Annotated in this window: 15 protein-coding genes and 1 pseudogene; 11 read left to right on the top strand and 5 right to left on the bottom strand. The window is 70.3% G+C overall.

The genetic code is table 11. The features are described from left to right. Positions 1 to 144: 144 nt before the first annotated feature. Positions 145 to 549, bottom strand: coding sequence for a hypothetical protein (locus AB0P35_RS39485; protein WP_363520885.1), 405 nt, complete (start codon positions 547 to 549; stop codon positions 145 to 147). 703 nt (positions 550 to 1252) lie between these two features. Here AB0P35_RS39485 and AB0P35_RS39480 point away from each other — a divergent pair. Then, positions 1253 to 3010, top strand: coding sequence for a BTAD domain-containing putative transcriptional regulator (locus AB0P35_RS39480; protein ID WP_363520882.1), 1758 nt, complete (start codon positions 1253 to 1255; stop codon positions 3008 to 3010). A 119-nt stretch (positions 3011 to 3129) separates the two neighbouring features. Here the strand turns inward: AB0P35_RS39480 and AB0P35_RS39475 are convergent, their stop codons facing one another. Both AB0P35_RS39475 and AB0P35_RS39470 read right to left on the bottom strand, forming a co-directional pair. Further along, on the bottom strand, positions 3130 to 3642 hold the full coding sequence (locus AB0P35_RS39475; RefSeq protein ID WP_363520879.1) for a MauE/DoxX family redox-associated membrane protein: 513 nt from the start codon (positions 3640 to 3642) through the stop codon (positions 3130 to 3132). Next, positions 3639 to 4217: a hypothetical protein gene (locus AB0P35_RS39470; RefSeq protein ID WP_363520876.1), complete on the bottom strand. Its 579-nt coding sequence runs from the start codon at positions 4215 to 4217 to the stop codon at positions 3639 to 3641. The genes AB0P35_RS39475 and AB0P35_RS39470 overlap by 4 nt, the downstream gene beginning before the upstream one ends. 441 nt (positions 4218 to 4658) lie before the next feature. Here AB0P35_RS39470 and AB0P35_RS39465 point away from each other — a divergent pair, with 441 nt between their 5' ends. The 6 genes from AB0P35_RS39465 (at position 4659) to AB0P35_RS39440 (ending at position 10032) form a co-directional block, all read left to right on the top strand. Next, positions 4659 to 4838 (top strand): hypothetical protein, encoded by a 180-nt coding sequence (locus AB0P35_RS39465; RefSeq protein WP_363520874.1) that lies wholly within the window; start codon positions 4659 to 4661, stop codon positions 4836 to 4838. 115 nt (positions 4839 to 4953) lie between these two features. Next, positions 4954 to 6783, top strand: coding sequence for an ABC transporter ATP-binding protein (locus AB0P35_RS39460; protein ID WP_363520872.1), 1830 nt, complete (start codon positions 4954 to 4956; stop codon positions 6781 to 6783). A 65-nt stretch (positions 6784 to 6848) separates the two neighbouring features. Next, entirely contained in the window at positions 6849 to 7448 is a 600-nt protein-coding gene (locus tag AB0P35_RS39455) for a S26 family signal peptidase (RefSeq protein ID WP_363520870.1), read from the top strand. A 5-nt stretch (positions 7449 to 7453) separates the two neighbouring features. Then, a complete protein-coding gene (locus AB0P35_RS39450) occupies positions 7454 to 7576 on the top strand; it encodes a hypothetical protein (RefSeq protein WP_363520867.1) in 123 nt (40 codons plus the stop codon). Positions 7577 to 7657: 81 nt separating this feature from the next. Then, the gene (locus AB0P35_RS39445; protein WP_363520864.1) at positions 7658 to 8755 is read left to right on the top strand and encodes a ThiF family adenylyltransferase; all 1098 of its coding nucleotides are present in this window, start codon (positions 7658 to 7660) and stop codon (positions 8753 to 8755) included. Continuing rightward, complete coding sequence (locus tag AB0P35_RS39440) at positions 8752 to 10032, top strand: hypothetical protein (protein WP_363520862.1); 1281 nt, start codon at positions 8752 to 8754, stop codon at positions 10030 to 10032. The genes AB0P35_RS39445 and AB0P35_RS39440 overlap by 4 nt, the downstream gene beginning before the upstream one ends. On the opposite strand, the gene AB0P35_RS39435 is transcribed toward AB0P35_RS39440, so the two are convergent. Next, positions 9947 to 10444: a transposase gene (locus AB0P35_RS39435; protein ID WP_363520859.1), complete on the bottom strand. Its 498-nt coding sequence runs from the start codon at positions 10442 to 10444 to the stop codon at positions 9947 to 9949. The two genes, AB0P35_RS39440 and AB0P35_RS39435, sit on opposite strands and share 86 nt — an antisense overlap. 562 nt (positions 10445 to 11006) lie before the next feature. Here AB0P35_RS39435 and AB0P35_RS39430 point away from each other — a divergent pair. From AB0P35_RS39430 to AB0P35_RS39420, 3 genes are all read left to right on the top strand, one after another. Next, positions 11007 to 11588: an N-acetyltransferase gene (locus tag AB0P35_RS39430; RefSeq protein ID WP_344628430.1), complete on the top strand. Its 582-nt coding sequence runs from the start codon at positions 11007 to 11009 to the stop codon at positions 11586 to 11588. Between the two features lie 266 nt (positions 11589 to 11854). Beyond that, complete coding sequence (locus tag AB0P35_RS39425; protein WP_363520857.1) at positions 11855 to 12457, top strand: transposase; 603 nt, start codon at positions 11855 to 11857, stop codon at positions 12455 to 12457. After that, positions 12360 to 12647, top strand: coding sequence for a transposase (locus AB0P35_RS39420; RefSeq protein ID WP_363520888.1), 288 nt, complete (start codon positions 12360 to 12362; stop codon positions 12645 to 12647). Before AB0P35_RS39425 ends, AB0P35_RS39420 begins: the two co-directional genes overlap by 98 nt. Here the strand turns inward: AB0P35_RS39420 and AB0P35_RS39415 are convergent. After that, complete coding sequence (locus AB0P35_RS39415; protein WP_363520854.1) at positions 12604 to 13149, bottom strand: hypothetical protein; 546 nt, start codon at positions 13147 to 13149, stop codon at positions 12604 to 12606. The genes AB0P35_RS39420 and AB0P35_RS39415 overlap by 44 nt on opposite strands. 331 nt (positions 13150 to 13480) lie before the next feature. Here AB0P35_RS39415 and AB0P35_RS39410 point away from each other — a divergent pair. Then, positions 13481 to 13822 (top strand): annotated as a pseudogene (locus AB0P35_RS39410) (transposase); the annotation flags it as partial. Between the last annotated feature and the right edge of the window lie 77 nt (positions 13823 to 13899).

Here is a 13899-nt window from a genome sequence, read left to right as displayed (position 1 = left end):
ACGTTCACCACCGAGCCACCCCGACGCGATCCCGCAGCGGCGTGAAACGCTCACCCACCGTCACCCAAGGGCTTGACAAACCCGATTGGGAATCATTGTCCGCCGGGGAGCCTCTCCAATACCGGTCGCCGGGGGCCCGAGGTCTCAGGCGAGGTTCTGGTCGAGGGCCATGCGCAGCAGGGAGACGGCGTAGAGGGCGTCCTGGGACAGCCAGGGCTCGCCGTCGGCGGCGTCGATGACCATGCGGCCGTCGATGAATGCGCCCCCGTCGTCGCCGACCGTCGCGACCCAGCCCACGGCCGGACCATCGCCTGGCCGGTGGACCGCAAACACACTCGGGTCGGCCTCCCAGCCCTCCACCAGCAGCACGCCGCCCTCCGCACTGCAGGTGCCGGTCGGGGCGCCCAGGCTCCGGCCGGGCGGCGACAGCGACGTACGTTCCGCGGCGAGCGCCAGGCGCAGCGGCGCCGAGTCGTCGGCAGTGGCGCCCGCCGCTGCCGGCGCCGAGCCGGGCTGCAGCGGCGCGCTGGCGGCAGGGCGTTGGTGCAACGGGCGGCGCCGCACCGGCGCCGCCAGGGTCTCGACGCGCGGGGACACAAGGTCGGCCGGGGAGGCATCGGCCGTAGGGTCGCTTGCTTCATCGCATGTCGTATCGAACGGCGGCCTGGCGGGGCTTGATCCGACGCGCGACGAATCCACGCCGCCGCCCTGCGCCGCCTCGGCAACGGGTTGTCCGGCTCCCGAGGCGGCTGGCCTGTGCGCAGCGGTGGCCTCGTGCTCGGCGGGCGGTGAGCATCTCGTAGCGCAGTACGCGGGCTGTGTGCAGCAGGCGCTGGACGGCGGCGGTGGCGCTGCGCTCCAGGAGGTCGAGGGCCTCGGTGCCCCGGGGTTGACCTCCCCGTGGCGGGAGGTCTCCAGGTTCTGGAGGAAGCGGGCCGCGGCGGCGGGTAGCTCCTGGGCGCCGGCGTCGAGGCCGCTGTCCGGCGCCTCGGTGCAACCGACCACCTGGTTTGTCGCCCCTGGAGATGAAGTTCAGAACGATCAAGATCGCAAACACCGCCACTGCGGATTCCCTGAGGTCCCTCGCCGCAAGCTTCCGCCCGACTTCCATCCTGACGGTCAGGCAGGTCTTCCCAAACACTTGATACTGCTATCGTAATATGTGAGACATCATGATAGCGCTTTCGTTCCGGTGCCAAAACCGCTCCCGGACCCGACCGCCTTTCGGGCCGACACTTCCGACTGCGAGTCAGTGACCCACTTCATGCGCTACGGCATTCTCGGAGCGCTGGAGGTGTTCGATGGAGATCGCCGGGTCGGGGTGGACCGCCCACGACGGCGCGCTGTACTTGCATTCCTCTTGCTCCACGCGAACCGATCGGTGACCACCGAGCAGCTGGTGAACGCGCTCTGGGAGGCGGACCCGCCGCACAGCGCGCGCGGGCAGGTCCACACCGCGGTCTCGGAACTGCGCAGGGTCCTCGGCCCGGACAAGGGCCGTCCGCTGGCCTCGCACCACGGGATCTACCGGCTGTCGGTGACGGACTCCGCCCTCGACCTGGCCGAGTTCCGGCACCGGGTGGGGCAGGCCCGCCGACTTGCCGGGTCCGGCGACCTGCGCGAGGCGGCCCATACCGTGCGCAGGAGCCTCGAGGCATGGCGGGGCCCAGCACTCGCCGACATCACGGCTCCCTTCGCCGACCCGGTGCGCGCCCAGCTTGAGGAGCAGCGGTTCGCCGCCCACGAGCTGCTCGCCGAACTCGAGCTCGGCGCGGGGCGGCACCGGGAGCTGGTACCCGAGCTGACTGCTCTGCTCGCCGACCACCCGACCCGGGAGGGCATCGCTGAGCGCCTGATGCTCGCGCTGTACCGGAGCGGCCGACAGATCGATGCACTGGCGGTGGCTCGCTCGCTCCGTGTGCTGCTGGTCGAGGAGTTCGGACTCGACCCGGGGCGGTCGCTGATCGAGCTGGAGCAGGCCGTGCTGCGCGCCGACCCGTCGCTCGCCCCGCCGAACGGGCCTGCGTGCGGCCCCCGGGTCCAGCAGCCGGACGGCCGGACGGGCCCTCGTGCCAGCGGTCCGGCAGCTTGCGACCACGGGCGGACCATGCCGCACGCAGCGCCACGGAACCCGGTGCCCGCCCCCGGCGGGCCGAGTCGGCCGGGCCACTGGGTCCAGGCCCCGCGGCCAGCGCAACTGCCTCCGCACACGGCCGGGTTCATCGGGCGGGGGGAGCAGCTGGCCGCTCTCGACGCGGTGGCGGGCCATGCGTTCAATGCCTCTCGAATCGCCCTGGTCAGCGGCCCGGCCGGCTCTGGCAAGACCGCTCTGGCCGTCCGTTGGGCCCACCGCCGCACGGACAGCTTCCCCGACGGGCAGCTCTTCGCGGATCTCCGCGGCGGCGCCGACGATGGGCAGCCCGCGCAAGTGCTGAAGCGGTTCCTCATCGCCCTGGGGATGCCGGCCCGGCAGGTGCCCACGTCGACCGGCGCGCGCGAGGACCTGTATCGGTCCTGCCTTGCTGGTCGCCGTGTTCTGGTGGTCCTGGACAACGCGCACGACTACCGGCAGATCCGGCCACTGCTGCCCGGTGCTCCCAGCTGCCTGACCGTGGTCACCAGCCGCCGTATGCTGAGCGCCCTGTTTGTCGAGTGCGGGGCAACCGCGATCCGGGTCGATGCCCTGTGTTCCGGACAGGCGGTCGAGGCGCTAAGCCGGATCGTCGGGCCGGAGCTGGTGGCGTCCCATCCAAGGGCAGCACGCGAACTCGCGCGACTGTGTGGGGGGTTGCCCCTGGCGTTACGGATCGCCGGTGCGCGATTGCTGGTCGATCAGATGTCGCTCGACGAGCTGGTCGAAGAACTCGCGGCTGGCGACGGCCAGTCGGTCGACCTCGAACGGCTCGGCGACGGGAGCGGTGTTCCGGGCCGGGAAGCGGCCCACACGTACCGTCGGTCAGCACCGGAGCCGCCCCTCGCCTCCCAGCTGCTCGGCGCCCACCCGGGCTGATGGCGGGCCCGGCCGCGTTTGCCGCTCTTGTCCGGCCTGCGGCCATTTGTCGGCCGCCGCCCCGGGTGCCTAGAGGGGCCCGCGGCCCACTGCGGCGGCCGGCGATCCGGTGGTGGACGTCAGTTCGCCGCCGGGCCTCGGAACAGATAGGCGAGGTCCTCCCAGCGGGTGACCACCAGGCCGGTCGCCACGCCCGCCACGAGGGACACCGTCCCGGGTGCCATGGCCACCGGGCCGCCAGGAAGGAGCACGACCGCCAGGGCGACAAGCGCCAGTAGAGCGTTCCGACCCAGAAAGGTACGCCGACTGCCCGATGTTACCCGGGCGGAGCCGAAGCAATGGCAGTCGCCCGCCCTGCCTGCCGCGAGCGTCGCCACCGTGAACAGAACGAGCACGCCTAGGGCAAGCGCGGCGCCGGCCCGCGCCGCGCCGGCCAGAAGCGTCACCGTCACCGACTCGGCGGCCAGCGTGGCGATCGCCACCGGGCCACGCAGCCGGGCCGGGATCCATGGAAAGTCCGCGAGCCCGGCGGCGAAGGCGGCGACCGTGGCGCGGTTGCGGGCCTTGCCGGCGACCGCTACCGCAAACACCACCGCTAGCAGGGCGCGGCAGCCCAGCTGCGCGTAGCTCATCGCAGCCCGCCCACGGCTCCCGACGGGACGTGCTCCGACCCGAGCGGAAGCACCCCCTCGTGTGGTAGGACCCCGGCGAGGTCGTGCCCGGACGCGGTGACCACTGCGTCCCGCAGCACCAGCAGGGTCGGGAAGGCCTCGACCCCGCCGAACGCGGTCGCCACCTCGAGCCCGTCGCCGACCAGCGCGGCCTCGCCGATCGCCGCCAACTGCGCGGCCATCTCCCGGGTCCGCGGGTCCGACGGGTCGCCGGAGACGAAGAAGTATGCCGGGAGCACGGGAGTCGCGACAAGGCGCGTGACGTCCGCGATGAGCTCCGCGCACGGCCCGCAGCCGACCTGGAGGAAGCCGACGAGCCTGTCGCCGCCGAGCAGGTCGCCCCGACCTATCGTTCGCCCACCGACCGATCGCACCGTGAAGTCCGCTACGGGGGTCCCGGCCGGTGGCCGGCGGGGAGTACGCAGTCCGGTCGCCTCGATGGCTCGCATCCGCCGCACGAGCGCGAAGGTCAGCAGGAGGTTCGTCGCGGTGGCTATCGCCAGCAGGACGGTAAGTGCGATGAGTGCGGGAAGCACGGCTGCCTCTCAGGGGTGGCGCACGCAGGTGTGCGGACGGGTTCGGGGGTTACTGGGCCGCCGGCCTACGCGGGCGAGAAGAACGCGAGAAGCGAACGAGAAGAACACTCGGACACTGTGGAGTGCCGGCAGGGAGCGACACCTGACGTCACCGGGAAGCGCCGAGAGGAGTCAACAACGATAATCCGCGGAAGTCAATCAAGAATTATGATGTCCGATATTCATCCGATTGTTCCAGATCCGTATCGGTCGCATCGAAAATGCGCTCCATTTGCCATTTTGAGGATGAAATGACGCCGCATTTCGCATTGGTGCACGGGAAATCGCGACAGCAAGGCCGGCCGCTTGACACCGGCGATGTCGGTCGTCTTTCATAAATCCCGTCCGAGATCACCAAACCTCGGCCCGAGAAAACAATTCACAGAAAGAATGGGGACATTCATGCCTCTTTCCCGCGCCATTTCCGCGATCGGCGACCGCCTGCTGGGCCGCATCCTCCCCGGCGTCGAGGCCTCCGCGATGTTGGCCCCGTACTGCTGGTACGCGGGCGGCGGCCTCGGCGGCCAGATCGACGTGCACGAGTGCTGCCGCTACAGCGACGGCAGCATCAGCTGCGTCTGACCCGCCGCCACGCCGCGCCCCACCGGCCGGGTTCCGCCAGGAACCGGCCGGTGGGGAGAACGGCGCCGAATCACGGAGGACGACTCCGCCGAAAAGATCTGGGAGACGTCCAGTCATGCAGGCCAGCGCGCGTAAACCAGGCGGAGATCCCCGCCTACTTCTTGCCATCGTCCGGATCGCACTCCTGGCGGCGCCACTACCGGCCATCGGCTACCTATTCCTCACTGTCCTCGGCGGAGCAATCCCGACGGCAATCGCCTGGTCGACAAAAGGATTGATGGACGGGATCGCAAGCGGCGCCGCGATGGCCGGAATCGTCCGGCAGGCGTCCATTCTGGCGCTGCTCGGCGTCGCCTCCGCGCTCACTCCGCGCCTGGCCCGCCACTACCAGTCCCTGACCCAGCGCGCCGCGCGGCTGTGGATGCGTGATCGGCTGTTCCGAGCCCTCAACGACATCCGGGACATCTCCTGGTTCGAGAACCCGGCCTCGATGGACCGCGTCCAGCTCGCGCTGAAGGCCAGCACCACATCGCCCGAGGTGCTGCTCGGCGCCTGCCTGTCCGCCCTTCAGGGCATACTCGTCGCCGGCGGGTTGCTTAGTTCCCTCTGGATCATCAGCCCAGTGGTCTTCCTCCTGCTCGCGGCGGCCTCGCTCCCGATGCTCGTCAGCCAGCTGATGCTCTCCCGCGAGCAGACCCGCCTGGAGAGGGACACCGTGGAGGCCTCCCGGCGCGAGGTGTTCTACCGGATGCTGATCACCAGCCTCGACGCCATCAAAGAGACCCGGATCTTCGGCCTCGGGGACTTCTTCCGGGAAAGGATGAATCGCGAGACCTTCTCGATCCACGTCCAGGAACAGCGCGTGGAGGCACGGCAGCTGCGCCGCCAGGCATTGCTGTCGATGCTGTCCGCCGCGATCGTGGGCACATGCGTGGTCTGGTCGGCGGCACGCGCAGCGGACGGCCGGCTAAGTATTGGAGACCTCTCGGTCTTCATCACCGCGACCGCGGGAGTGCAGGGCGCGGTCCTGCAGGTGGCGACCGCCATCGGCGACGGCTACAAGTCCCTCCTGGCCTTCGACAGCTTCCGCATGATCACGGTTGCCATGCCCAGCCACACCCCTGCACCGGCCCGCGAGATCCAACGGCTCGCGGGCGCCATCGAGGTGAAGGATCTCTGGTTCCGCTACGCGGACGACGGGGACTGGATCCTGCGGGGCGTCGACCTGACTATCCCGGCTGGCGGTTCGCTGGCTCTCGTCGGCGTGAACGGTGCTGGCAAGAGCACTCTGGTGAAGCTGCTCTGTGGCCTCTACCAGCCAACCCGCGGGTCGATCCTGGTCGGCGGCCGGGACATTCGCACCGTGCCCGCTGGTGACTACCAGCTCGGCGTCGGCGCGATCTTCCAGGACTACATGTGCTACGACCTGACGGTCGCCGAGAACATCGGCCTGGGTGACCTGGCCGGCCTCGAGGACCGGCAAGCCGTGCGGATGGCCGCCTGCCAGGCGGGCGCCGACGGTTTCCTCGACGCCCTGCCCGACGGGTACGACACCATGCTGAGCCGGATCTTCTTCGCCGGGGACGCGGCGGGCGGACGCAGCCGGGGAGTCCACCTGTCAGGCGGCCAGTGGCAGCGACTGGCCGTCGCACGAGGGCTGATGAAGCGCCGAAGCCACCTGATGATCCTCGACGAGCCCAGCTCCGGCCTTGACGCCGAGGCCGAGGCCGAGCTCCATAACCAGATGCTGCGCGACTCGGCGGGCATGACCCGCCTGCTGATCTCGCATCGGCTGGGCACCGTCAAGGACGCCGACACCATCGCAGTGCTCGAGGACGGACGGATCACCGCCCTCGGCGACCACCGCACGCTGATGGCCGCCGGCGGAACGTACCACCGGCTGTTCACCGTCCAGGCCGCAGGCTACGCCGATGCCGCCATCTGACCGCGCGGACGGCCGATCACACGACGCGGCGTGACTGGACTCGGACACGAGAGGAAGGGTTCGACATGACCGGTACGGCCTCTGCCGGCCTCGTGGTGGCCGCTGCAAGCATCACGGCCGCGGCGTTGGTCTCCACCACAGTACTGACGGCGCGTCTGCTGAGGCAGCGTCTGTACCTCGCCACGGTCCGTGGGCTGAGCATGGCGCCGACTCTGATGCCCGGCGACCGGCTTCTCGTCGCCCGACCGCGCCGCAGGCCGACGAAGGCTGGCGACATCGTCATAGCGCCAGCGCCTCGCGCCGTCGCCTGGGCGGGGCAGCCCACGCTGCGGCCTACCGTCGACCGCACCGGCTGGGTGGTCAAGCGAGTGGCGGCCGTCGGGGGGGAGCGTGTCCCCGAACGGCTCCGTTGCTTCTCGGGGATGCGCGAATGGGAGACCGTGCCCGAGGGCACCGTGGTCCTGCTCGGCGACGGAAAGCACAGCGAGGACTCCCGCCACTGGGGGTTCTGCCCGCATCACCTGATCCTCGGCCGGGTCCTGCTGCGCATGGCGCGCGGGCCTGGGCACGTCCCCGACGGCCGCAGCCGCGCGGGGCGGCCGCCGACCCCAATGCTTCCTGTGCCGGTCCCGGCACAGGAGAACAACCACCCTGACAGGAGGTGAGACAGATGCAGAGTGAAAGTGAGCTCCAGGAGGAAACCGCCGCCCCGTTCGAGGAGGAGGCTGGTGCCATCGAGATCCGCATGCTCGACCGGATCGAGACGATCGGCACAAAGGCGTGCAACAACTGAGTTCCGTCCCGGTGCCCGGGCTGATGAAGGCCTCGGCCCCATCAGCCCGGGCACCGGGCCCGTTTCGACAGGAGACGCCCAATGCGACGTCCGACCGTGAAATACGAGCATCTCCCCTACCGGCCCGGCCACAGCTCGGTGCGGATCGGCGACGGGGTCTACGGGCTCGCCGCCGAGATCCGCGACCCACACGGCTGGGTCTGGACCGCCCTCGCACTGATGGACGGCACCCGGACCCGCGCTGACCTGGTCGACGACCTTCGCACCCACTGCCCCGACCTGCCAGAGGCCGGCGCCGCCCGGCTGGTCGACAGCCTGGTCGCGACAGGTTACGTCGAGGACGCCGCCGCCGACGACCCGGCGGACCTCAGCTCCGCCGAGCGCGACCGGTACCGCCGCAACCGGGAGTTCTTCCGCATGGTCGACCTGCGACCGCAACCCGGCCGCTGGGACGCGCAGCTGAGCCTGAAGCAAGCCGGCGTCGTCGTCCTCGGGCTGGGCGGCACCGGCAGCCACGCCGCCTGGGCGCTCGCCGCCGCCGGGGTGGGCCGGGTGCATTGTGTGGACCCGGACGTCGTCGAGCGGGCCAACCTGGCCCGGCAAGTCCTCTACACCGAGGACGACCTCGGCCAGCCCAAGGCCGGAACGGCGGCCCGCCGCCTGCGGGCCGTCAACTCCGAGATTGCGGTCAGCCACGAGTGCCGCGCCGTCGACAGCCCCGAGGCACTCGCGGACCTGGTCACCGGGTACCACGCCCTGGCGCTCTGCGCGGACGAGCCGGACTCCGAGGCCCTGCGGGGCTGGGCCTCGGAGGCCTGTGCGAGGACCGGCGTGCCCTGGGTCGGCGGCGGCTACGACGGACCGTACATCTCGGTCGGGGTCTTCGGACCCCAGGGGCCGTGCTTCCAGTGCCTGGCCGCGGGCGAGGAGGCCCGGCTGCCGAGGGGACCGGCGCCCCGGCTGGGCGGGAACGGCGTGATCGGCCCGTCCGCCGCAATCTCCGGCAACCTGGTGGCGTACGAGATCATCGCCCTCCTGACCGGCATCTCCCGGATCCCTCCGGGCTACCTGCGCGGTCTCAACCTGATCGTCCCGGACGAGCCGGTGCTCATCCGGCATCCGGCCCGACCCGGCTGCCGGTACTGCTCCGCCGCGGCCGCCCGGCGGGCGGGCGGATGAGCCGGGTCGAGTTCCATCCGCTCGGCATGCGCGAGGACGGCAGCGAGTGGATCGTCGGCCGCGCCGACACCGGCAGCCACATCGCCGTACCCCCGCACGGTGTGCTCGCCATCCGCCTGCTCCAGCAGGGTCTGACGACCTCCGAGGCAGCCCTACGGATCGAGCGGGAGACCGGCCAGCGGACGGCGGTCGACTCATTCGTGGCCTCGCTCGCTGCCCTGGGCTTCGTCCGGCGGCTGGACGACCGGGAGGTCTCCTCCCCGCCACCGGTCCGGCCGACCTTCCCACGGCTGAGGGCCGCCCACGTGCGATGGGCGCTCAGTCCCGTCCTGCACGGCGCGCTACTCACGGTGGCGTTCGCCGGGGCCGTGGCGGCGGCATTCAATCCGCGCCTGCGACCGCACTGGCAGGACCTGCTGTGGAGCGGACAGGGAACGGTAGTGCTGGCCGCGCAGGCGGCGCTGACCTGGGCCCTGCTCTTCCTCCACGAGCTGGCCCACCTGCTCACCGCGCGCGCGGCGGGTGTCCCCGGACGGATCCGCCTCGGCACCCGGCTGCAGTTCCTCGTCATGCAGACCGACGTCTCCGGCGTCTGGCAGTGCGACCGTCGGACCCGGTTCACCGTCTACCTCTCCGGGATGGTGCTGGACCTCGCCCTGGCCGGCGGCTGTCTGCTGGCGGAGGCGGCGGCCGGCCCGCACCGCCTACTCGCCGTGGTGGTGCTCACCAAACTGGTGGCGGTGGCCACCGAGTTGCTCGTCTTCATGCGGACTGACGTGTACTTCCTGCTGCAGGACCTGCTGTCATGCCGCAACCTCTACCGTGACGCGAGCGCGTACGCCCGTCATCTCGGAAGTCGCCTTCTCCGGCGGCCCGGTCGGGACCCGCTGACCGGACTGCCGCCAGCCGAACAGCGCGCAGTCCGCAGCTACGCGTTGCTGATGGTGGCCGGGTCCGCCGGCTCGCTGGTGCTGGGCTACCTGATCCTCACCCGGGTGACCCTGGTGCTGCTGGGCCGGGCCCTACACACGCTGGCGGCTCCCCCGGGATGGACGGCGGCCGCCGACGCGATAACCACGGCGGTCGTCCTACTGGGGCTCCAAGGCCTGTGGGTCGCCGCCTGGTGGCGCCGGCACAGCGCGAGGGTGCGCGCCGGCGCCCAATGGGGTCTGAGCTTGCGTCCCGTCGCCGTCAGGCGGCGGGACGCAGCGTTTCGAAGCGTGAGGTTCGGGTGCCGGCTCGGGAGATGTCTCTGGTCCAGGCGTCGAGGCGGGTGAGATTCATCGCGGCGGCGGTGAACAGGTGCTGGAGCTGGGTTTTTCCCAGCCCGCGATAGCGGGAACTGCGCAGGCCGAAGGCCCTGACTCCCTGGGAGACGGTGGCTTCACCGTTGTGGTGGCCGTAGCGGCGCCTGCAGTCCTCGCCCTGTTCAGCTGTGCGTGCGGCATGGATCGCCTCGTGCTCGGCTCGGGGTCGCAGCGTGATCTCGCGGCCGGTGCTGTTCTTCGTGCACTCGCCGAACGCCGGGCACGGGGTGCAGTGCCGGGCCGGGAACCGGACCCGGATGACCGGGGTGCCCTGATGACTTTTGGCGTCGCGCCAGACCGCGCTGGTCTGTCCGCCGGGGCAGGCCCCGGACTTGGTGTCCCAGTCGATGGTGAAGGCGTCCTGGTGGTAGGCCCTGGCCATGGGCGGTGGTGTCGGCTCCGACCGGTCCCAGCAGCTCGACACCTCAGACATGACCAAGCGTCGGCCCTCGCGTCGACGGTCGGCTGCTCTAGTCGGCGGCACAGCGGTGTTGGTCGCCACAGCGCTCGCGACCTTCTACCCCGCGAGCTTCGGCCCGATCGGGGCCGGCGCAGCGGTGGCTGCAGTGGTGATGCCGCTCGTGAAGTGCAAGGAGTAGCCGCCCTGGGCGGGCAAGCCAAGGGGGCTTGCCCGCCCAGGTCATCAAGAGCTACGGCGGCAAGGCCTTCGCCCTGCCTGGCTGGTGGGGTGGGGTTTTCTACCGGTCGACGTTGACTGGTGGGCTCGGCTGTGAGGCTTTGCGCAGCAGTTCCTCGGAGGTGCAGGTTTGGTTCGGGTCTTCCACCAGGCAGAGGTTGAAGCCCCTAGAAGCCGTTGCCGAACCGGGAAGTTCGCCTGATGGCCGAACGAAGGTTCCCAGTTGGTGCGGTGGGAGCGACACCGTTCGTCCCGGTGTCCGCAAATCCGTTCGCCTGCACGCGTATGGCTGCCTACCCTGCCAATCATGAGCTTCGTATACGGGATCAGGCCTGAGCAGGCCCAAGATCATCCGGAAGTGCGCCGCGTACATGCACTCGCCTTCGGCAATCCGGAACGCGTCCCCGGTCTGGTGGACGCGCTTCGTGACGCGCCGGGAGCAATCGAGCCGATTTCGCTCGTCGCGACACGGCATGATCAGGTTGTCGGGCACGTCATGCTCAGCGCCTGCCGCCTGGATGCCCAGCCCCAGCTGGTCGATGTCGTCAGCCTGTCACCCCTGGGCGTCCACCCGGACCACCAGCTCCACGGCGTCGGCACCCAGCTGATCAAGGCAGCCCTGAAAGCAGCTGACGACCGCGGAGTGCCGCTGGTCTTCTTGGAGGGCTCGCCGACGTACTACGGGACGCGTGGTTTCCAGCGGGCCAGCTCGTGTGGGTTCCGTTCACCCTCGCTGCGCATTCCGGATCTGGGGTTCCAGGTCGCGAAGCTGTCGTCGTACGAGCCCTGGATGACCGGCACATTCGTCTACTCCGAGGCATTCTGGGCAAACGACTGCGTAGGACTACGCGACCCCGAGCGCTTCGCGCGGATCGCCACCCAGGTCTGAGAAACCGCTATACCGATCACGAGGCGTGTCGATCGAACGGGAGTCCCGATCGGGTGACTGCGGCGGGTGCCGCGCATGAAAGCAGGGCCTCTTGGTAGCCCAAAGGGTGTCTACGCCAACAAGCTGCCCAGGAGGCCCTGTTGCCGCATTTCTACGGCATCGCGGGAGTTGGGTCCACTTCGGCCACTCCTCCGTGTGACTGCCTGGCTCACCGGTTCGGGAACGCGGCCGGCCACGGGGTGCGCGAGCGCCGCTATCCGACGGACATGTCCGACGCGGAGCGGGCGGTGGTGCGGCCGCTTCTGCCGGTGCCGGCCTGGCTGCGCGGCCGGGGCGGTCAGCCGGAGGCCTACTGCCACCGCGCGATACTGGACGCGATCCGCTACCTCGTCGACAACGGAACGAAGTGGCGGGCCATGCCGGCCGACTTCCCGCCGTGGGACCGGGTCTACGCCTTCTTCCGCCGCTGGCGCGATCACGGTCTGGTCCGTGAGTTCCACGACCGGCTCCGCCGCAGGGTCCGCGAGCAGGCCGGGCGGGACCCGGAGCCGAGCGCGGGCGTGATCGACTCGCAGTCCGTCAAGGCGGACGCTGTCGTCGGCCACGACAGCCGCGGCTTCGACGGCGGCAAGCTGATCAACGGACGCAAACGGCACGTCGTGGTCGACACCCTCGGCCTGCTGCTCGCCGTGATGGTCACCGCCGCCGACACCGGAGACCGGCACCGCCGCCCAGGTCCTGCTCGCCCAGGTCGCCACCGCGCACCACCGGCTGGCCCTGGTCTGGGCCGACGGCGGCTACACCGGCAGCCTCGTCGAGTACTGCCTCGCCGCCCTCGCCCTGGTCCTCGCCATCGTCAAGCGCAGTGACGACATGCGCGGCTTCGTCGTGCTGCCCAAGCGGTGGATCGTGGAGAGGTTCTTCGCCCACCTGATGCGCAGCCGCCGCCTGGTGCGGGACTTCGAGCGGTCCACCGGCAGCGCGGAGGCGGTGGTCTACTGGTCGGCGACGATGCTCATGACCCGGCGACTTGCCCAGCCACGGCCTTCGCGAGTGTGAACCGGCCCGGCGCCGGCTCGGCCAGCCACCCCCGCGCTGTCAGCCGCTTCGCCTTCGACCGCAGTGCCTCGATCTTCGCGGGCACCGGGTCCAGGCCGAAGCAGCCGGCCATCTCCTGGCAGGTCAGCGGCCCCTGACCGAGACGGCCCCGGTCCGCGAGGACCTGCACGATGCGCTGGTAGTCCGCCGACAGTGCCGACCGGGCCAGGCCCGCCCCCCACATCGGCACCACCGACTTCGGCTTCGCCGCCTCCGAAGACGCAGGCAGCGCGGGCGGTTCACCGCGATCCGATGGCTCCTCGGCGGCGTCCGTGCCGACCGCGTCTCCTTCGCCTGGGGACAGCACCTCGCCGACGCGCGAACGGGCGATGACCCACTCGTTCCACTCCCGCTCGGCCACGACCAGCTCGGCCTGGATCCGGTCGGCCTCCTCCCGCAGACCGTCCACACGACGGCGAGCGGTCAGCTCACGCTGTTCCAACAGCCCCACGACCGACGGCATCCCCGACCTCCACCAGAACGACCACTCGACACCTCGCCACTCTCCGAAACCGCCGACCCCATGCCTGAACAGCGGAAACTCAGTCCTCAAGCCCGGAAACACAACAGCCACTTACCTTGTCGTTTTACCTCTGGTGATCGGCTTGAGGTTGTTCGATCTGGTCACCCACATGGGGATCTGCCGGACAGGGCGACGACCTCCGTCTCACGCTGTGTGATGTCGAGTCGCACAACGGAGCCGGAGGTCGTCTGTGTCGATTGTGGTCCCTGAGGCCGTTCACCAGCAGGCAATCGCGGAACTGTCGTCCTTTCGACTGGACTTGTACGCTGCGATGCCCCGCCGTGCGGATGCACTCTTCGAGCTGTCGGACGCCCTGCTGTGCACGGACGGGCCGGTCCGGGCCCTGGTCGAGCTGGCCCTGGCGCCCGAGCACCGGCGCTCGCACGCCTCCCTCTACGCCGCCCTGAACCGCGGGGATCTCGATGCGGACCGCCTGCGGTGCGCGATCGCGGCCCGCGGCCTTCCCCGCGGCCCCGGCGGACGGATCGTGCTCGCCGTCGACGTGACCGCCTGGCTGCGGCCGGACGCCAACACGAGCGACGCCCGCTCTTTCTGCCACACCTATGGCCGGCGGGAGAACACCCACGAAATGGTGCCCGGCTGGCCCTACTCCTAATGGGCTGCGAAGCCAGTGGACCGCTTCCATACTCCTGGTCCAGCGAGACCTTGACGAAGACTGCGGCCACGGGC

Origin of the sequence: Kitasatospora sp. NPDC085879 (genome assembly GCF_040686255.1) — a bacterium.
Lineage (GTDB): Bacteria > Actinomycetota > Actinomycetes > Streptomycetales > Streptomycetaceae > Kitasatospora.
This window is presented reverse-complemented; position numbering and strand designations above follow the sequence as displayed.